The following is a 19,392-nucleotide window of genomic DNA, read 5'->3' on the forward strand; positions in this document are numbered from 1 at the left end:
CCCCGGATTAGATTCCGGGGGGTATATTTTGATTAAAAAATGCAATAGGTAAACACAACAATACAAAAGGAGGCTTATAAATAAATGCCAAAATCAGCCTTAAAACCTTTCTTAAAATATATAGGAAGAAGGCTTTTCTTCTTAGTACTAACATATCTCGTTGCCATAACCATAATCTTCATACTACCAAGGGCAATCCCTGGAAATCCTCTTGCCACCCTTCTCCAACGTATAGCTGTACAGGGTGCAGCCAATCCAGAAACCGTATCAAATGTACATAAAGCTCTTATGAAAGAATTTGATATAGACAAACCCATAATAATACAGTACTTAAAATTTATAGGAAGACTTTTTACAGGAAATCTTGGAACCTCTATTCATTTTTATCCTAAAAAATGTCTTGATGTATTAGCACCTTTTATTCCTTGGACTTTATTTTTACTTATACCAGCCACCCTTACAGCCTGGATAATTGGAAATACCTTAGGAGCAGTAGCCGGAAATAAGAGAGGTACATGGATAGATAATATAGTCCTAAATTCTTCTCTTGTAATTAGCCAAATACCTTACTATTGGTTAGGTATGTTACTTATTTATACTTTTGCAGTAAAACTAAATATATTTCCGAACCAAGGAGGATATTCTCAAGGAATAATCCCAAGTCTAAATATCAAATTTATATTAGATGTTCTTCATCACTATATACTACCTTTTTTCTCTATAGTAATTGCAGCTATAGGGGGATGGGCCATTGGTACAAGACTTCTTGTTATTTATGAACTTGATGCAGATTATACCGTTTTTGCTGTAAACTTAGGAATGAGAGATTCCACAGTTTTTAAATACGTTTTCAGAAATATACTCTTACCCCAAATAACAGGTCTTGCTTTAAACTTAGGTTCTGCCCTTGGCGGTGCTTTAATTACAGAGTTAATTTTCAACTATCCCGGTACTGGATATATACTATTTAGGGCTTTGAGCACCTTAGATTACCCCTTAATACAGGCCATATTTGTAATCTTAATAGTTGCTGTTTATTTAGCCAACTTTATTGTTGATTTTGTTTATGCCATTGTAGATCCAAGAATAAGATTAGGACAAGGAGAGGGAAGCTAAAATGTGGAAACAAATGATAAGACCTTTATTTAAAAATCCCAAATTTATTGTTGGATTGACCATATTCCTATTAATAGTTCTTATGGCTTTAATAGGACCAGTGGTCTATCCCAAAGATCCCACTTCCTTTGCAGGAATGCCAGAACAACCACCAAGTAAAGATTATCCCTTAGGAACAGATACTTATGGGGGAGACCTATTAGCTAAACTTCTAAATGGTACTAGATCTTCACTCTATATCGGATTCTTAGTTGCTATTATCTCAATGATCATAGGTTTATTAGTAGGAATCTTCTCAGCAATGAAAGGTGGAATAGTAGATGAGCTTTTAATGTCCTTTACAAATATTGTACTAACCATACCAAGCATTCTTCTTGCCATATTAATTGCAAGTTACCTAAGAATTAGAAGCTTAGAAGTCATAGCAGTAATCTTAGGAGTTCTTACATGGCCATGGTTTGCAAGAGCAATTAGAGCTCAACTTATGAGTTTGATAAATAGAGAATATGTATATCTTTCAAGACTTGCTGGATATAGCGACTTCAGACTTGCAATTGAAGACCTAATTCCTGCAATAGCTACCTATGCCTTTATGGCTTTTATACTCTTTATTAATGGTGGTATTTTAGGTGAAGCAGGATTAAGTTTAATTGGCTTAGGACCAACAAAGGGAGTAACCCTTGGCGTTGTACTACAATGGGCAGTACTTATGGAAGCAGTAAGAAGGGGATTATGGTGGTGGTTTATCCCTCCTGGTGTTGTCATAGTTCTTCTTACTTCCTCTCTTCTAATAATAACCACAGCAATGGATGAAGTATTTAATCCAAAGCTAAGAGAGAGGTGATAGAAATGAAAGGAACATTAATAATAAGCTTAGATAATGTAAAAGCATACTATGCGAGAGGAGAATATTATGTAAAGGCAGTAGATGGAGTAACATTAAATGTTTATAAAGGAGAAACAGTAGGAATTGTAGGTGAAAGTGGTTCTGGAAAATCTACTCTATCAAACGTTATGATAATGAATATCAAAAAACCATTAACTTTTATTGACGGAAAAGTAACATTAAATGTGGGAGCAAACTTCTTAGAGCTAAATAATATGTCAAGACAGGAGCTACAAAAAATTATATGGGGGAGAGAAACCTCCATTATTCCTCAATCAGCAATGAATGCCCTTATGCCAACAAAAAAAATAAGAGATTTCATCTCTGACTTGGTAAAAGATCATTTTGAAAGAGCCTTAAATGAGGAAGAAATCGTTGAAAGGGCTAAACAAAGATTTACCGATGTAGGAATAAGCCCTAACGATATATATAGATATCCTTTTGAACTTTCTGGTGGTATGAGACAAAGAGCAGTAATAGCTATTGCTACTCTCTTAAATCCAAGACTTCTTATATGTGATGAGCCTACATCCGCCCTTGATGTGGCAAATCAAAAATTAGTATTGAAAACCCTTGAACAATTAAGAGTAAGAGAAATTGTAGAGTCTATAGTATTTATAACCCATGATATTGCTACTGTAAGACAGATTGCCACAAGAATGGTGGTTATGTATGCAGGAAAAATTGTTGAAAATAGCCCTACTGATGACATAGTAAAAGAACCTCTACATCCTTACACAAAGGGTCTACTTATGTCAGTTGTAACTCCAGAGCCAGAAGTAAAGAAACGTGGTATATCTTTCATTCCAGGTACACCCCCAGATCTTGCTAATCCACCTATGGGTTGCAGATTCAATACCAGATGTCCTAATAAGATGCCAATATGTGAAAAAGAGGAGCCTCCTCTTATAAAGATAGATACAAATAGAGAAGTAGCATGTTTTCTATTTAATAAATGAGGTGAGATAAAATGGCACTTTTAGAAGTTAAGAATTTAAATAAAATATATGAAGTGGGTCTTTTTGTAAGAAGACATATACATGCAGTGAAAGGTATTAATTTTACAGTAGAAAAGGGAGAGATAGTATCTCTTGTAGGAGAAAGCGGCTCTGGTAAAACTACTACTGCAAAGATGATATTAAGGCTTGAAAAACCAACCTCTGGAGATATTATTGTGGATGGTATAAATGTTTGGAAAGATATAAAGACAGTGGAAGACAAGAAAAACTATTATAGAAAAGTACATGCAGTATTCCAAGACCCTTTTGCCAGTTATAATCAATTTTATCCTATTGATAGAATACTACATCAAGCCTTAAATTTAATAGGTATAGATCCCAAAAATGAAAGATCTAAGGAACTAATCGAAGAAGCATTAGTAAATGTAGGTTTAGAGCCCAAAAACATTCTTGGAAAATATCCTCACCAGCTTTCTGGAGGAGAAAAACAAAGAATAATGATTGCAAGATGCTGGATTTTAAGACCATCATTAATTATAGCTGATGAACCTGTATCCATGATTGATGCATCAACTCGTGGTGGTATAATAAAGCTATTTGAAAGATTAAGGGATGAAACAGGAACTTCTATTATATTTATTACCCATGATATGGGACTTGCTTATTATATATCAAATAGAATCTTCATAATGTATAAGGGTGAAATAGTAGAAGAAGGAACACCTGATGAAATAATTTCATCTCCAAAACACGATTATACAAAGAACCTAATTGGAAGTATACCAACCCTATATAAGAAGTGGGAAGATATTGGAGAACTGGAAAAAAGAGCATAGGGGAGAGGCTTTCTCTCCCCTTTTATTTTTTTATTAATATTATCCACGTTACCTAATCCCCTTTTATAAAATTACCTTTTAATTATTTTATTAGTACCAACGTGAAATTTTCATGATATACTATAAATATAATTTGTTAGGGAGGTATATTAAATGGAGAGGGATATAAAAAAACTTATCTCACAGATGACTCTTGAAGAAAAAGCCTCTTTATGCTCTGGACTTGATTTCTGGCACACAAAACCCATTGAAAGACTTGGCATACCATCAATAAGAATGTCTGATGGTCCCCATGGACTTAGAAAAGAAGAGACCATGTTCAGCAAGACTGTACCTGCCACCTGTTTTCCACCAGCATCATGCCTTTCTGCCTCTTGGGATAGGGATCTAATTGAGAGAGTAGGAAAAGCTATTGGAGAAGAATGCCAGGCAGAAAATGTACAAATTCTACTTGGACCTGGAGTAAATATAAAAAGATCTCCCCTTTGTGGAAGAAACTTTGAATACTATTCTGAAGATCCACTTCTCTCATCAGAGATGGCCAAACACTTCATAAAAGGAGTACAAAGTGAAGGAGTAGGAACATCTATAAAACACTTTGCAGCTAACAACCAAGAACACAGAAGACTTACAGTAAGTGCAGAAGTAGATGAAAGAACATTAAGAGAGATCTACTTAGCCAGTTTTGAGAAGGCAGTAAAAGAAGCAAAACCATGGACAGTAATGTGCTCTTACAACCGAGTAAATGGAGTATATGCCTCTGAAAATGAATTTCTTTTAACAAAGGTATTAAGAGAAGAATGGGGATTTGAAGGATTTGTAGTATCAGACTGGGGAGCTGTAAATGACAGAGTAAAAGGACTATCAGCAGGACTTGATTTACAGATGCCTTATGATGGAGGTTGGGGAGACAAAAAGATCATAGAAGCAGTAAAGAAAGGAGAACTAAAAGAAGAGATTTTGGACGAAGCAGTAGAAAGAATACTAAGCATTGTCTTCAAGGCTATAGAGAACAAAAAAGAGAATGCCACATATGACAAAGAAGCCCATCATAGGCTTGCCAGAGAAGTAGCAAGAGAATGCTTTGTCCTTCTTAAGAATGAAGAAAAGATCTTACCATTAAAGAAAGAAGGAAGGATAGGTTTAATAGGAGCCTTTGCAAGAAAACCTCAAATACAAGGAGGAGGAAGTGCCCACGTAAACCCAACCATGGTAGATGATGCAGTAGAAGAGATAAAGAAACTTTTGGAAGGAAAAGCAGAGACACTTTATGCAGATGGATACAAAATAGAGACTGATGAAGTAGATGAAAACCTCATAGAAGAAGCAAAAGAAGTAGCAAAGAAATCAGATGTAGTAGTAATCTTTGCAGGACTTCCTGAAAGATACGAATCGGAAGGATTTGACAGGCCTAACATGAAGATGCCCGAGAATCACAACAGATTAATAGAGGAGATAGCAAAGATAAACAAAAATGTAGTAGTGGTACTAAGCAATGGAGCACCAGTAGAGATGCCATGGGTAGATAAGGTAAAGGCAATACTTGAGACCTACAGAGGAGGACAAGCCTGGGGAGGAGCAGTGGCAGATGTACTTTTTGGAGTTGTAAGTCCATCAGGAAAGCTTCCTGAAACCTTCCCAAAGAAATTAAGTGATAATCCCTCCTATCTCTTTTTCCCAGGGGAAGGAGACAAGGTAGAGTATAGAGAAGGAATCTTTGTAGGATACAGATACTATGACAAGAAGGAGATGGAAGTACTCTTTCCCTTTGGACATGGCCTCTCTTACACCACCTTTGAATATTCAGATCTAATTTTAGACAAGAAAGAGATGACTGATGAAGAGATATTGAAGGTAAGGGTAAAGGTAAAGAATACAGGAGGGATGAAAGGTAAAGAAGTAGTACAGCTTTATGTAAGGGATGTAAAAAGTAGTGTAATAAGACCAGATAAAGAGCTAAAAGGATTTGTAAAGGTAGAGCTTGAGCCAAAGGAAGAAAAAGAGGTTACTTTTGAACTTGATAAGAGAGCTTTTGCTTACTATAACGTAGAGATAAAGGACTGGTACGTAGAGACAGGAGAGTTTGAGATACTAATAGGAAGATCATCCAGGGATATAGTACTCAAAGATACAGTATTTGTGAAATCTACAAAACAAATTAAGAGAAAGTATCATATTAATTCCACTATTGGTGATATCTTAGATGATCCTGTGGCAAGCGTAAAATTTCAAAATGTACTTAAACAATTTGTAAGCCTATTCCCACAATTCTCAACTGAAGAGGGTATAATGAACTTTGCAGAGATGATGAAATATACACCTTTGAGAGGATTAATACACTTTGGTAGTGGTAAATTTACAGAAGAAATGTTAAATGATTTACTAAAAGAACTCAATTCTTAAATTTCAATTAAAATAAAAGGGAGATAAAACATGGAGATTAAAGGAAGGCCTGCCACTATATGGCTCTCTCTTCCTTCAGATCTTCTTATAGGAGAGAGCGTCTTAGATATAAAGGACGATCTTCTTATAGAAAAAAGAAAAGTATTTTTTGAAGAAAGATATACCTATCTATTATTATCTGAAATAGAAGGTATTGAGATTACTCAAAAAGGGGATAAAATCTTTTCTTTTCTCTTTTTTGCCTTTTTGGCAGGAAGACTCTATTTTCTTTCTTTCATATCTTTACTAATTTACTTACTATGGAGACCCACTTTTCTTATTGTTCATGGAAAAAACTTACAGATAGGAATATCTATAAATCAAAAAGATATTAAACCTTATGTGGAATTTGCTAACAACTTAATTGAGAAAGTAAAAGAATACAAAAAGCATTGAGGGGGATTTTAATATGATTATTCATATAGTACCAGAGCCCAAAAAATTAGAGTTTAAAGAAAGATGGTTTGAGTTTGATGGATTTGAAAATTTTCCTGAATTTCTTTCTAAGGAATTTCAAATACCAAAAGGAAGTTGGAAGATTAAAAAAATAGAAAAAAATGGAACAGGCATCAACATTAAAGATAAAGAAGTGGAAATATGGGGAGATACAAACATATGCTTTGCCACTTTGATCCAGTTAATACTACAAAACAAAAATCAATTACCAGAAATATATGTGGAAGAAGATTTTAAATTTAAATTCCGAGGTTATCATCTTGATATAGCGAGAGGCGGCGTACCTTTACTTAAGGAATTCAAAAGAATTTTAAGACTACTATATTTATTAAAATACAATTTCTTTGCCATATACTTTGAAGATCTTTTCCCTTGGAAAAGCTTTCCCCAAATAGGATCTCTAAGGGGAAGACTTGCTGAAGAAGAATTGAGGGAAATTATAGACTATGGTAAGAACTTAGGAATAGAAGTTTTTCCATCCTTAGAGCTTTGTGGACATATGGAAAATATTCTTATTCTACCTGAATTTATGAAATATAGTGAATGGCATAGACCTGAAGAAGGATGTTTAGATGTTTCAAACGAAGAAGCCAGAAATTTTACCTATAAACTTTTTTCCGAAGTAATAGAATTCTTCCCATCCCAATATATCCATATTGGTGGAGATGAAACATGGGCTCTTGGAAGAGGAAGAAGTCTCGATAAAACAGGTATATTTCAAGGACCTGAACTTTTTGAGATGCATCATAAGAATCTAATCTATCAAGTGAAGGAAAGTGGAAAGATACCAATGGTTTGGGGAGACATGCTCACGGGAATGTATTTGAGAGAGGAAGAAAAGGAAAGATGGAAGATAGTTCTTGAAAGTAATATATGGGATGAAACAGTTATTGCTAATTGGGATTATACCCACCTCTCTGAAGAACATTTTGAGAAGAAGATAAATATGTTTGGAAAAAGAAAGGAAAAAGAAATAGCCTCTCCTGGGGTTTCCAACTGGGGAAGGTTTTATCCAAATTTTGATATTGCTTTAACTAATATTACAAATTTCTTAAGACAAGCCAAAAAAGAAAACCTTCCAGGATTTCTTCTTACAGCATGGGGAGATGATGGGGCTGAATGTCTATATTCTTTTCTAAATCCTTTAATACTTGCCACTATGGAGATTGCGGAAGGAAAGGAAAATTGGGAAGAAAAATATAAGGCATTATTTAAAGAAAAAGATGAATTAATAGAAATAAGAAAATTATTAGGACAAAATTCAGTAGCAGAAACTATAAAACATGTATTTCTTGGAGATACTTTGTACAGATATAATACAGAATTCAAAATTGAATTGAAAAGCACTGGAGATTTTTGGGTAGATTACTATTTAGGCATATCTTCCCTTTTATCTAATAAGGATGAACTTCTCAAAATATATAGCAATGTATTAAACAAAATGGAGTCTATAGCTTTACCAGAAGATCTTTCCCTTATGAAGAATATGCTAAAAATAGCCATCAATAGACTTAATGGAAATTTAAGTTTTTCCGAATATATAGCCTTTGGAAAGAAATACACAGATCTTTGGCTTTCTGAAAGGAAGAAAGCAAACTTAGAAAAGGTCATTATAAAAATATATGGGGCAGGAGGTAGGGCAGATCTTAATATATACTAAAGAGCATTGTAAATAATATGACCCTCTACCATAGTAAGTTTTACATTAAAAGATTCATCCAATACAGTAAGATCTGCATCCTTTGATACTTCAAGGCTTCCCTTTCTTCCATCCATACCTATTACCTTAGCGGGAGAAAGGGAAGCCATATAAACAGCATCTACCAAATTAACAATTTCTTTTTCTACCATATTTTTAATTGCTTTATTCATGGTTAAAGTGCTACCAGCTAAGGAACCTGATTCAAGTGTTGCCTTTCCATCCCTCACTAAAACCCTTTGTCCTGCCAAACTATATTCTCCATTAGAAAGTCCAGCAGCCATAATTGCATCAGTTATTAAAACTACTTTATCCCTTGGTTTTATCTTGGTTACCAATTTAAGTATATGATCTGAAAGATGATATCCATCAGCTATTATCTCCACTGACAATCTATCATCTACTAAGGCAACCCCTATAATCCCAGGCTCACGGTGATGAAGAGGCCTCATACCATTAAAAAGATGAGTAACATGAGAGAGTCCCAAACTTATAGCCCTCTCCACATCTTGAGAAAGGGCAGATGTATGTCCAGCTGATATTATTACTCTTTTTTTTGATAGATATGAAATAAGATCCAAAGCTCCTTCTAATTCAGGGGCTAATGTAATAAGCTTTACATGGGGAGAAAGAAGTTCATTAAGACTATTTAAATCTGGTTTCAAAATAGCATCTTCTCTCTGAGCTCCTTTATAATCAGGATTTAAAAAAGGTCCCTCTAAATGGATTCCTATAAATTTCGTTCCTTTTATGACATTAGATGAAATATACTTTTCTATCTCATAAATTGCCTTTTTCATTTCAGGAAGAGAAGAGGTAGCAAGAGTAGGAAGACAAGAAGTTACCCCTTTTGATGCAAGGAAATAAGAAATTTCCTCCATATCATTAAAAGAAGAATTAAGAAAATCTCTTCCATAAGATCCATGAATATGAATATCAATAAATCCTGGTGATATAAAAAAATCTTCTAAATAAAAAACCTCACTATCTTTGTCTACTTCCTTTCTTTCTCCCACATAAGAAATTTTATCCTCTTCAATCTCAACCATTCCTTTTTGTAAAATCCTATCCTTCAATATAACCTTTCCAATAAAAACTCTCTTTTTCATGTTAAAACTCCTTTATTTTATCTTTATAGATTTTAATAAGCTTCTGATTTATATCATTCTCCCTACTATCAATACTACATCTAAACAAAGGAGGAATAATATCCATTCTCTCTAAAATACAAGCAGTCTCATAAAAGATCTCATGTAAAATGATAGAGGAAATAATAGTAGATACGGGTGAAGTCTTTATCTTTTTATCTCTCTCTAAAGATAGAAGAAGATCGTCAGAAGGTCCTGGAATAAAAATTACAAGATCACATATATCTTTTAAATTTTTCTTGGAAGAATGTTTAGAAGGGATATTAGAATTTTCCTTGTTTATAAGACCTATTGTATAAACTCCTCTTTTCTTTGCCTCCAATACAGAATCAATAGCAATCAAATCTCTACCAGTATAGGATATAACATACAGAATATCCTCAGAAGACAATTTATGATTATTTATTAATACCCTTCCATATCCTTCAATCCTTTCTAAAAAATTACCTTTCAGTATCCCATCCATATAGGAAGTGGAAAAATCCCATATAGGATTAATACATGCAAAAACTCCTGCCCTAAAGAAAAACTCTAAGGATAAAATATTATAATGCCCAAAACCAAGTATATGTATAATGCCACCATTTTTTATAGATTCCGCTGTTTTTATAGCTGATTTTTCAATAGATTCTTTTTCCCTTTTTATTTCCTCGAGAAGTAATGACAAAGTATCTATATATTTCATATTAACACCCTCTTTATAAAAGAGGATACTTTATTATAACACTATTTTATCAAGGTTATTTACTAATCGTTTTCTTTCTGATTTCTTATCCAAGGAGTAGACAGAAAGTAATGTAGGAAGAGGTTTTAATCTAAATTCTTGAATAAAATTTTTTAATATACCCTTAGAAAAAGAAACACCCCATTTCCTATCATACCTTACATAATTTCTTATAAATTCATCAATTAAGATTCTATCTTTCTCATTAAGATTTAAATAATAATTTATAAATTTGTCCCTTTTCTTCAAAGGCAATATATTAAAAAATTTAACTGCAAGGTCTTTTCTTCCCTCCAAAAGAGGATGAGATTTTCCAATAATCTTGTTTGTAAACCACATGATAAACATATTTTTTTCAGCCTTTTGAATAAAAAGATCTATATCATTTATAAAAAGACTATAAAGTTCTTTTAAATTAAAATTACCTTTATAATCATTCCTCTTAATTAAACTCATATAAGTACTTATAAAAAGAATTTTCCTTTCTTCTTTTGAAATCTTATTTAGCTTCTTTTTATTTTGTAGAAACTCCTTAGTTATCTTTAACTTTACATACTCATTTACTATAGGATATGGATCATTCATATAATCTACTTTTAAATCTATCCTTTCAAGTATATTTCTTATAGTCTCTGATCTTACCTTAAAAGTCCAACCTTTTAATATTTTTGAGAGATTAGGCTTACTTATACCCAAAATATCTGATAGCTCATACAACTTTTTATCTTTTCCAATATTAATTAGATACTCCCTAAGCTCTTTTGTATTTTCATAACTTGAGATATCAAAATTAATTCTCTTAGTATTACAAAACTCAAATAAACTCTTATAATGCTCCTTTGTTCCCCATCCTCCCTTTTCTGGAAGATCATCATATAAAAGACAAATTATTTCCGCTGTCTCCCATATATCTTCATCTCTTACAATCTTTTGTATCTCAAACAAAGTATCAAGAATATAAAACCTTCCCTCCATATCCTCCCTAAAACAGCCTAAATAATAACAAGCCTTTTTAGATATGTTAAGAGAAAAGCAAGGATGTATATCTTTAAGATACCAAGAAGCATTATTAAGATTAGATAAAATTCCTGTAGGATGGGGAATTTTTAAAGCAGTTTTTGCTCCTTCAAAATATAGCCTTATTGCCGATCTTATGTTATTCTCCATTACTTCCATATTTGCCCTATTCCAAAGAATAAAAACATAAGTAGATGGATCTTTAAGATATTCCTTACTCCAAAAACGTATCTTAGCAGATCTTCCCTCGTAGGACCTTTTTAGATAATAATCATACAGGATAGGTGCAATTATCTTCCTGGCAAGAATGGGAATTTTAGAAAAATTTTTCCTAATATCCTCTAATATAAATTCAGCATTTTTGTCTTTAAGAAACCTAAGAAAATTAACTTTATCCGAAAGCAAAATATAATATAGGGTTAAATTATCTTTGGAAAGTTTCAGGGCTTTTTCCACATATTGTAGAGCCAGTTCATAATCCTGAGACCACTTATATCTCTGAGCTACAAAATAATAATACCACTCCTTTGGCAATTTTTCCTCTAACATAAGATTTAAAAAGGGTTTGGAAAAATTACCATATTTAAATAAAATATAAGAGATAGTATGTACCTTTTTATACATATTTTTGTTTTATTATATCAAAAAGTAATATTAGATACAGCAATATCAAAAATAAGAAAAAGTATAGAAACATGGATCTCAAAATGTAGATAATATCTTAATCTTTATTAATAGTATATTTGATTGTCAAATAAAAAGATATATTGTTAAAATAGAAGTTATCTTAAAGGAGGATATGTTAATGAAGAAAATAATAACCATTTTAATAATATTGATTATATCATTATTTAATATTGTTTTTGCTGACCCAGCACCAGGTGAAAACCAAACCTATAGTTCTAAGCCACCTGTAGAGGTTGTAGTAAATCTTTCCAACGAGTAAGCTAAAAAAATTATCTGGAAGGGGGGAGGGGGACCCTCAAAAGGGTCCTTCTTTTTCTTATTACATGAAAAAATTTCTAATCCTAAAAATCATAATACTTCTATTATTAATGTTTTTTCCTGCAAAAGGTGAGAACACAAATACTCTTACCTTTGCAGGAGATTATAACTTTCCTCCTATCGAATATATAGACTCCCAGGGAATTCCTCAAGGGTTTGCAGTAGATATTATAAGAGAGTTGGAAAAAAGGATTAATAAAAAGATCAATATAATACTAGTACCATGGAATGAAGCAGTAGAACTTCTTGACAAAAGAGAAATTGATGGCATAGAGTTTATGAGGGTAACCGATGAAAGAAAAAGAAAATATGATTTTATCACATATTTAGAGAGCTTTAGTGTAATAATAATACCCTCTGATTCACCTATACAAAGCTTTGGTGATCTTAAAAATAAAAAAGTTGCAGTTTTAAACCAAGATGTAGCTCATATATTTTTAAAGGATATAACAGAGACTATTCCTTTTAAAAGTTCTGAGCTTGTTGTTCAAGCTTTAATAGAAAGAAAAGCTGAGGCTGGAGTACTTAATTACTACGTGGCAAGATATATCATAAATAAAAATAATTGGAATGATCAACTTAAAATACTCCAAGATAAACTCTTTTCAAGTTTTGCAGGTATTGCCCTTCCTAAAGGAAGCCCTTATTATTCTGAGATTAAAAAAGGCTTAACTGAGATACTAAATAGTACACATTATAGAAACCTTTTAACTAAATGGTTTGGAGAAGAAGTATTACTAAGGCTGGAATATAAAAAGAAAGAAGCAGTATCTAATGCTTTAATTTTTATGATTACTATAATTATCCTTCTATTAATCGGCATTTTAGGAAGCAGAGAATATCTCAAGAGGGAAGTAAAAAAGAGAACTAAAGAGATCAATTTAGCATACACTTTTCTCAAAGATATAGCTCAAAAAAACTTAGATGATATAGAAAAAGTATATTTTGAAAAATTAAAAGAACTTTTTCCCAATTCCAATATCAAATATTACAAGAGAAAAAATGGAGAATTTTTTCTTGCCTACTCCTATCCTCAAGAAAAAGGATATTCATTAACAATTGAAGACATAGAAAATATGGAAGGTTATAGAAGATATTTTATGGTAGAGGGAAATATTTATTCTGTATTAATAATTGAAGAAAATATTCCTTATCCTATTACTTACTTTAACCTTTTATCAGAAGAATTTCAAAATGCATTAACAAGGTTATATATAAAAGAGAAGATAGATAGGGAAAAAGAGATAAATGAAATTATGAATCTACTTTCCAAAAAAGAGGATGAAAATATTCTTTTAGAAAATCTTTTAAAAAGAGTCTTACATATTCTTAAAGCTGATGCAGGATCAATAATGATCTATGATAAAGAAAATAAAATATTAAAAATTAAAGTTGGGATAAATATACCTCATGAGGTAATAAAGAATAGTGTTCTAAAAGAAGGCGAGGGAATAGCAGGATGGGTTTTAGAGCACAGAGAACCTTTAATATTAGAAGATGTATACAAAGATAAAAGATTTAAAATTATAGAACCCCGTTTTGAAATCAAATCCTCTATATGTTATCCGCTAATACACAAGAATGAACCAGTTGGGGTAATAAACATAAACAGCCTAAGAGAAAACAGAATTTTTACTAACGATGACCTTTCCATTATAGAAAAATTTGCCCCTTTAATTTCTGCATATATTTACAATGAGGAAATGGAAAAAAAGATATTTAAACTTCATCGTGAAACATTAATCACCATTGTAGAGATGGTAGATGCAAGAGATCCTTATACAGGAGGACATTCAAAAGAAGTAGGTAACATAACAGTAAATTTTGGTAAAAGTTTACTTCTTAATGAGGAAGATATGAGAAGATTAGAGTATTCTGCCTATCTTCATGATATTGGAAAGATAAAAGTGCCAGATTTTATTCTGAAAAAACCTGGAAAACTTTCTGATGAGGAATATATGATAATGAAAATGCACCCTGTATGGGGCGAAGAACTTTTACACCATATATCAGTCTTTAGAGACATAAGTAAAATAATTAGGCATCACCATGAAAGATGGGATGGAAAGGGTTATCCTGATGGATTATCAGGAAATGATATACCCTTTTTATCAAGAATTATTACATTAGCTGATAGCTTTCAAGCCATGACTGCTTTTAGACCATATAAAAGACAATTAACCATCGATGAAGCTATTCAAGAGATAAAAAGGTATAAAGGTACCCAATTTGATCCAGAGCTTTCAGATTATTTCATAGAATTCATTCTAAAAGAGACTAAGCCAATAAAATAATTAAAACTTACTTACAAAATCCATTATTAATTCCTTTAATGTGGGAATTCCTGCATCTTCATAATGGTAATAAATTCTTATAGTCTTATGTCTTATATTTATCACAGATCTCAAATCTACAGGAGTTCCTATAATTACATAGTCACAATCTACATTATTAATAGTTTCTTCCAGCTCTTTTAATTGTTCTTTACTATAACCCAAAGCAGGAAGTACCTTGTCTATATGTTTATATTTTTCATAAGCCTCCTTTATACTTCCAACTGCATAAGGTCTAGGATCCACCAATATAGCCCCTCTCTCCTTTGCAAATAGATATCCAGCTCCAAAAGGCATTTCTCCATGAGTCACAGTAGGTCCATCTTCTATCACCAATACTCTCTTTCCTTTAATATCTTCTTCCTTCTCGGATATTATGGGTGATTTTGCTAAAACAATCTTTGCCTTCTTATTTCTCTTTCTCACATTCTCCATTACCCTATTAATATTCTCAGAAGGAGCAGTATCTACCTTATTTATCACTATTATATCTGCAAGATATACATTAATCTCCCCCGGAAAGTAAGATAATTCATGACCTACTCTGTAAGGATCAACTACAGTGATAAAAAGATCAGGCTTATAAAAGGGAAAGTCATTATTCCCTCCATCCCAAACTATTATATCTGCTTCCTTTTCTATTTCCTTTAATATCTCTTTATAATCTACTCCTGCATATAAAATAGCCCCCTCTTTAAGATGGGGCTCGTATTCCTCTCTCTCCTCTATAGTACATTCATATTTATCCAAATCCTCTAATTTTTCAAATCTCTGAATCCTCTGTTTTAAAAGATCACCATAAGGCATAGGATGCCTTACCACTACTACTTTAAATCCTCTTTCTCTTAAAGTTTTAACCACATATCTTGAGGTTTGACTTTTCCCTGATCCTGTTCTTACTGCACAAATAGCTATAACTGGCTTTTCACTTTTTAACATGGTCTCCGTTCCAAGAATTTTAAAATCTGCAGAAAGAGATAATACAAGACTTGCTCTCTGCATCACATACTCATGGGATACATCGCTATATGAAAAAATTACTTCATCCACATTATATTCTTTAATGGTTTCTTCCAATCTATCCTCACTAATAATAGGAATACCATTGGGATAAAGTTCTCCAGCAAGTTCAGGTGGATATATTCTTCCTTCTATACCAGGAATCTGGGTAGCAGTAAAAGCTACTACCTCATAATCAGAATTATCTTTAAAATAGACATTAAAATTATGAAAGTCTCTCCCACCTGCCCCCATTATAATGACTTTTCTTCTCATAATATCACTCCCCTAATTTATTCTTTATATATCTTTTTCACATAAGGAGATGTAAAGGCTTGAAGAAGGGCAGAATAATTTAAGGAAAAGCTTAAACTATCTCCTACTTTAAGATCATAATCTCCTATATCCACTACTGTATAATCTGATGTAGCTCCTAATACTTCAATACCTGGAATTTCAGGAATAATTCCTTGAGGATCAATATCTTGTCTTCCAAAATTCATAAGAGCTCTTCTCCTTATCCCTTTATCTACAAAGGAAGGCTTATGGGCAAAGGCATCCTCATTTATAACTCCCCAAGGCATCGATGGCTTTTCCTTTATCTCTAAGATCTCCCCTATAAATCTAAAGGTATCAAGACGAGCCCCTGGAATAGGATTTCTAAAAGCAGTGTCCTTCCCCAGCATAATTCCTTCGCCAATTCTCAGATGATTTATTTTTTTTGGAATTTTCCCTTCAAAAAGAAGAGGAATACTACTGGAATTTCCAGCAGATATAAGAGGCAAATTTATAGAAAAAGTTTTTTCAATTTTTTCCACTAAATCTATAAATTCCCAATAAGTCTCTACAGTAGGTACTACACCCCCAAAACATGTAAAATTAGTACCCAGGCCATAGAGTTCTAAATTTTTCATCCTAAGAACTTCCTTTACCACCATTATCAGTTCATCTTTTTTCCATATTCCTTCTCTAATATCCCCCATCTCTACCATAATTATTACCTTATGCTTTTTTCCTAATCTTTCTGAAGCTTCCTCTAAAGCCCTTAAAGTCATAATCTCTGAATTTAAAGAAACATCTGCATACTTTACTTCTTCTTCCACTTGAGAAAAGCAAGGAAGCCTAATAAGAGTATACTCTATATCTACCTCTTCTCTCATTCTTTTTATGCTCTCAATCCGAGAATCAGAAAGTCCTCTTACCCCAGCCTTTACAAGAATATCTGCTATTTTAGGATCCCCTAAGGAGACCTTTGTAACTCCATCTATATATATTCCCATTTCCTTTCCCTTTTCTACAATTAATTTAGCATTATGATAAATAGCCTTCAAATTAATCTCTAAAAGAGGTGAACATATATTCATAACCTACCTCCAATTCAAAATCCATGCCCCCAAGATCATTATTATAACCCCTATTATTCTCTTTCTTATATCTTCTTTAAAGACATTTTTAGCAAGAAACAAAGTGACCAACATACTCAACATAGAAAGGGGTTCAGCAACACTTACATCTATACTTCTGAAAGCAATAAGAAGAAACATATAAGAATAAGCATTAATACCTGCAGCTATAGTTACTAATAAAGTCTTTTCTTTTAAGAGTTTGAATATTTCCTTTAATTCTTTTCTAAGAAGTATATAAAAAAACTGATATATAGTAATAACAAGATACAAGAAAAAGCAATAAAAAAGAGAATCTATTTTACCAACTACAAATCCATCAATAGTCCTACCAATAGCAATAAGAAAAGAACTTCCCATCATAAAAAGGGTATCCTTTCTTTTAAAGAGCCCATAGAGAGATTTATATAGATTTTCTTGGCGATTTAAAAAGGAAGCTCCATATACTAATAAAGAAAGTCCCACAATCTTTGATATGGTAAAAGGCTCCTTTAAAAATATACTGGTAAGAATAAGAAGAAAGAAAACATTGAAATTATATAATGGACCAACAAGAGAAGCTTCACCAATGGAAAGGGATTTAACGTATAACACAAAGGAGATGGAATATATGAATCCACTAAGGATGCCATATTTAAGAGTGGATAAATCAAAAGAAGGATTGATAATGGCGAAGGGAAGTAAAAATAAAACAGCAATACCAAAAAATAAAAAAGATGTAACTATACTATTACTATCTGTTCCTACCTTCTTAACTACAATTTTTTCATAACCTAAAAGAATAATTCTTCCAAGCAAAAATATATAGGCCATCATAATGAATATTTTACTATAAGATTGTATAATTTAAAGTGGAATGAGAGAAAAGGTTTTTATAAAATTAATTATTTTAACCACATTCATAATAAATATCTTATACGCACAAGATATTAAGATAGATTTTTCCTTAGGTATAAATTCTGAATGGAGAATTGATAGATTCCTCCCCCTATTTGTTGAGATCTATAATGAAGGAAACAAAGTAAAACTCATATTAGAAGTAATATATACTCAGGGACTTCGATCTGCAGGGTATTGTGAATCCACATACAAGAAAGAAGTAGAAGTACCACCTCTTTCTCAAAAAAGGTTTGAATTTCTCCTTCCCCCAATAGATTTCCGCTATCCAGTTAGAGCCAGAGTTTTAAAAGATAATAAGACTATCAAAGAAGAGAAAATAGATTTTTCATTAGAAAGAATAACCTTACCCCTTGTATTAATAATAGGAAGAGAAATACCAAAGATAGATTTCTTTAAAAAAGCAAGAATAGTAAGAGTATATGATGAGAAGCTTTTACCTATCAATTATAAAGCTTATGACAGCTACGATTTAATAATTATAGATAGGAATTTATTTAACTCCTTTTCAAACTCTATAAAAAATTCTTTAATAATGGCAAAGATATTTACAAAAAGGGTCTTATTTAACGATGAAATAAATAAACTTTCCAAATCTATAAAACCCACACCTTATACTATAAGCATTCCTCATAACACTTTCCTATACACACCTGATCCTTCTACATTACAAGGCCAAATGTTCCTTTATCCTGATAGATGGCAGATCCTTATCTTTTTATCTCTGTACTTTATCCTTATCTTTCTTTGGATAAAATTTCTTTTTCAGAAAAGATACTCTTTTATCTCTTTCTTATTCATAATTATTTTTTCATCATTAATAGGTTTTGGGATAAACCAATCCTTTACCAAGGATGCCATAGCCTATGGAGAAAAATATCTAATTTTTCTTGATAAAAATACATATGTTGCAGAAAACCTTATCCATATATCTCTTTTTTCTCCCTTCAAAAGAGATATCACTATAGAATATCCCCCCAATATATTTCTTCTCTATAATGCCTACTATCAGCCTCAAAAAAACAAAACTACTCTATTGGTAAATATCAATAATCAAAAAGCTAATTTATCCCTGGAAAGAAATAGAATATACTTTTTAGAAGGCATATCTTATCATTTTATACCCATAGATATTAAAATTAAGGAGTTAAATGATAGATATATATTGGAGATCTCCAACAATTCTCCTATAAATATAAAAGATTGTGTATTTAAGCATGGAAATAAAGAAAATTATGTGGGATATATTCCTAAAAACGCATATAAAGAGTTCATTATCTGGAAAAGTGGATTAAAAGAGCCTTCTCTTTTAAACGAATTCATAAAAAAATATAGGATAATACCTCCTATTGGAGATAAATTAATAATTTGGGGAAGAATAGATGAGCCCCTGAACCATGTAAAGATTTTAAATATTAAAACCCAAAAAAGTATAGACGGGATTATTATAATTCCTATAGAAGGATGAGGAA

16 protein-coding genes are annotated in these 19,392 nt (G+C 32.1%); 10 read left to right on the forward strand and 6 right to left on the reverse strand.

All coding sequences use genetic code 11. The features are described from left to right. Window positions 1-84: 84 nt before the first annotated feature. The 7 genes from ACY3IT_RS01165 to ACY3IT_RS01195 all read left to right on the forward strand — a co-directional run bounded on the left by ACY3IT_RS01165 (window position 85) and on the right by ACY3IT_RS01195 (window position 8,355). A complete protein-coding gene (locus ACY3IT_RS01165; protein WP_463082966.1) occupies window positions 85-1,116 on the forward strand; it encodes an ABC transporter permease in 1,032 nt (343 codons plus the stop codon). Between the two features lies 1 nt (window position 1,117). Continuing rightward, window positions 1,118-1,960: an ABC transporter permease gene (locus ACY3IT_RS01170; RefSeq protein ID WP_463082967.1), complete on the forward strand. Its 843-nt coding sequence runs from the start codon at window positions 1,118-1,120 to the stop codon at window positions 1,958-1,960. Window positions 1,961-1,965: 5 nt separating this feature from the next. Next, window positions 1,966-2,961, forward strand: a complete 996-nt coding sequence (locus tag ACY3IT_RS01175; protein ID WP_463082968.1) for an ABC transporter ATP-binding protein — start codon at window positions 1,966-1,968, stop codon at window positions 2,959-2,961. Between the two features lie 11 nt (window positions 2,962-2,972). Next, window positions 2,973-3,797, forward strand: coding sequence for an ABC transporter ATP-binding protein (locus ACY3IT_RS01180; RefSeq protein ID WP_463082969.1), 825 nt, complete (start codon window positions 2,973-2,975; stop codon window positions 3,795-3,797). Window positions 3,798-3,950: 153 nt separating this feature from the next. Then, on the forward strand, window positions 3,951-6,200 hold the full coding sequence (locus ACY3IT_RS01185; RefSeq protein ID WP_463082970.1) for a glycoside hydrolase family 3 C-terminal domain-containing protein: 2,250 nt from the start codon (window positions 3,951-3,953) through the stop codon (window positions 6,198-6,200). Window positions 6,201-6,230: 30 nt separating this feature from the next. After that, complete coding sequence (locus ACY3IT_RS01190) at window positions 6,231-6,635, forward strand: hypothetical protein (protein ID WP_463082971.1); 405 nt, start codon at window positions 6,231-6,233, stop codon at window positions 6,633-6,635. A gap of 13 nt (window positions 6,636-6,648) precedes the next feature. Then, complete coding sequence (locus ACY3IT_RS01195; protein WP_463082972.1) at window positions 6,649-8,355, forward strand: beta-N-acetylhexosaminidase; 1,707 nt, start codon at window positions 6,649-6,651, stop codon at window positions 8,353-8,355. On the opposite strand, the gene nagA is transcribed toward ACY3IT_RS01195, so the two are convergent. The 3 genes from nagA to ACY3IT_RS01210 are packed head-to-tail and all read right to left on the reverse strand — an operon-like array spanning window position 8,352 to window position 11,907. Continuing rightward, window positions 8,352-9,503, reverse strand: a complete 1,152-nt coding sequence (gene nagA / locus ACY3IT_RS01200) for an N-acetylglucosamine-6-phosphate deacetylase (protein WP_463082973.1) — start codon at window positions 9,501-9,503, stop codon at window positions 8,352-8,354. The two genes, ACY3IT_RS01195 and nagA, sit on opposite strands and share 4 nt — an antisense overlap. 1 nt (window position 9,504) lies before the next feature. Beyond that, on the reverse strand, window positions 9,505-10,227 hold the full coding sequence (locus ACY3IT_RS01205) for a sugar isomerase domain-containing protein (RefSeq protein WP_463082974.1): 723 nt from the start codon (window positions 10,225-10,227) through the stop codon (window positions 9,505-9,507). A gap of 33 nt (window positions 10,228-10,260) precedes the next feature. Continuing rightward, complete coding sequence (locus ACY3IT_RS01210) at window positions 10,261-11,907, reverse strand: hypothetical protein (RefSeq protein ID WP_463082975.1); 1,647 nt, start codon at window positions 11,905-11,907, stop codon at window positions 10,261-10,263. 181 nt (window positions 11,908-12,088) lie between these two features. On the opposite strand from ACY3IT_RS01210, the gene ACY3IT_RS01215 reads away from it, so the two are divergent. Next, on the forward strand, window positions 12,089-12,229 hold the full coding sequence (locus ACY3IT_RS01215) for a hypothetical protein (protein WP_463082976.1): 141 nt from the start codon (window positions 12,089-12,091) through the stop codon (window positions 12,227-12,229). Window positions 12,230-12,338: 109 nt separating this feature from the next. Then, window positions 12,339-14,582: an HD domain-containing phosphohydrolase gene (locus tag ACY3IT_RS01220; RefSeq protein ID WP_463082977.1), complete on the forward strand. Its 2,244-nt coding sequence runs from the start codon at window positions 12,339-12,341 to the stop codon at window positions 14,580-14,582. Here ACY3IT_RS01220 and ACY3IT_RS01225 read toward each other — a convergent pair whose 3' ends face one another. The 3 genes from ACY3IT_RS01225 to ACY3IT_RS01235 are packed head-to-tail and all read right to left on the reverse strand — an operon-like array spanning window position 14,583 to window position 17,839. Next, entirely contained in the window at window positions 14,583-15,896 is a 1,314-nt protein-coding gene (locus ACY3IT_RS01225) for a cyclic 2,3-diphosphoglycerate synthase (RefSeq protein WP_463082978.1), read from the reverse strand. Window positions 15,897-15,913: 17 nt separating this feature from the next. Beyond that, the gene (locus ACY3IT_RS01230) at window positions 15,914-16,984 is read right to left on the reverse strand and encodes an alanine/ornithine racemase family PLP-dependent enzyme (RefSeq protein WP_463082979.1); all 1,071 of its coding nucleotides are present in this window, start codon (window positions 16,982-16,984) and stop codon (window positions 15,914-15,916) included. 3 nt (window positions 16,985-16,987) lie between these two features. After that, window positions 16,988-17,839, reverse strand: coding sequence for a DMT family transporter (locus tag ACY3IT_RS01235; RefSeq protein ID WP_463082980.1), 852 nt, complete (start codon window positions 17,837-17,839; stop codon window positions 16,988-16,990). Between the two features lie 40 nt (window positions 17,840-17,879). Between ACY3IT_RS01235 and ACY3IT_RS01240 the strand changes: the two genes are divergently transcribed. Further along, window positions 17,880-19,388, forward strand: a complete 1,509-nt coding sequence (locus ACY3IT_RS01240) for a hypothetical protein (protein WP_463082981.1) — start codon at window positions 17,880-17,882, stop codon at window positions 19,386-19,388. The last annotated feature ends 4 nt before the right edge of the window (window positions 19,389-19,392 follow it).

The organism is Dictyoglomus sp. GBS (assembly GCF_055179815.1).

Bases quoted from the DNA above. Each gene is read 5' to 3' on its own strand.
- ACY3IT_RS01195 (WP_463082972.1), top strand. From the start codon at position 6,649: ATGATTATTCATATAGTACCAGAGCCCAAAAAATTAGAGTTTAAAGAA.
- ACY3IT_RS01175 (WP_463082968.1), top strand. From the start codon at position 1,966: ATGAAAGGAACATTAATAATAAGCTTAGATAATGTAAAAGCATACTAT.
- ACY3IT_RS01240 (WP_463082981.1), top strand. From the start codon at position 17,880: ATGAGAGAAAAGGTTTTTATAAAATTAATTATTTTAACCACATTCATA.
- ACY3IT_RS01220 (WP_463082977.1), top strand. From the start codon at position 12,339: ATGTTTTTTCCTGCAAAAGGTGAGAACACAAATACTCTTACCTTTGCA.
- ACY3IT_RS01215 (WP_463082976.1), top strand. From the start codon at position 12,089: ATGAAGAAAATAATAACCATTTTAATAATATTGATTATATCATTATTT.
- nagA (WP_463082973.1), bottom strand. From the start codon at position 9,503: ATGAAAAAGAGAGTTTTTATTGGAAAGGTTATATTGAAGGATAGGATT.
- ACY3IT_RS01205 (WP_463082974.1), bottom strand. From the start codon at position 10,227: ATGAAATATATAGATACTTTGTCATTACTTCTCGAGGAAATAAAAAGG.
- ACY3IT_RS01230 (WP_463082979.1), bottom strand. From the start codon at position 16,984: ATGAATATATGTTCACCTCTTTTAGAGATTAATTTGAAGGCTATTTAT.
- ACY3IT_RS01180 (WP_463082969.1), top strand. From the start codon at position 2,973: ATGGCACTTTTAGAAGTTAAGAATTTAAATAAAATATATGAAGTGGGT.
- ACY3IT_RS01235 (WP_463082980.1), bottom strand. From the start codon at position 17,839: ATGATGGCCTATATATTTTTGCTTGGAAGAATTATTCTTTTAGGTTAT.
- ACY3IT_RS01185 (WP_463082970.1), top strand. From the start codon at position 3,951: ATGGAGAGGGATATAAAAAAACTTATCTCACAGATGACTCTTGAAGAA.
- ACY3IT_RS01210 (WP_463082975.1), bottom strand. From the start codon at position 11,907: ATGTATAAAAAGGTACATACTATCTCTTATATTTTATTTAAATATGGT.
- ACY3IT_RS01190 (WP_463082971.1), top strand. From the start codon at position 6,231: ATGGAGATTAAAGGAAGGCCTGCCACTATATGGCTCTCTCTTCCTTCA.
- ACY3IT_RS01225 (WP_463082978.1), bottom strand. From the start codon at position 15,896: ATGAGAAGAAAAGTCATTATAATGGGGGCAGGTGGGAGAGACTTTCAT.
- ACY3IT_RS01165 (WP_463082966.1), top strand. From the start codon at position 85: ATGCCAAAATCAGCCTTAAAACCTTTCTTAAAATATATAGGAAGAAGG.
- ACY3IT_RS01170 (WP_463082967.1), top strand. From the start codon at position 1,118: ATGTGGAAACAAATGATAAGACCTTTATTTAAAAATCCCAAATTTATT.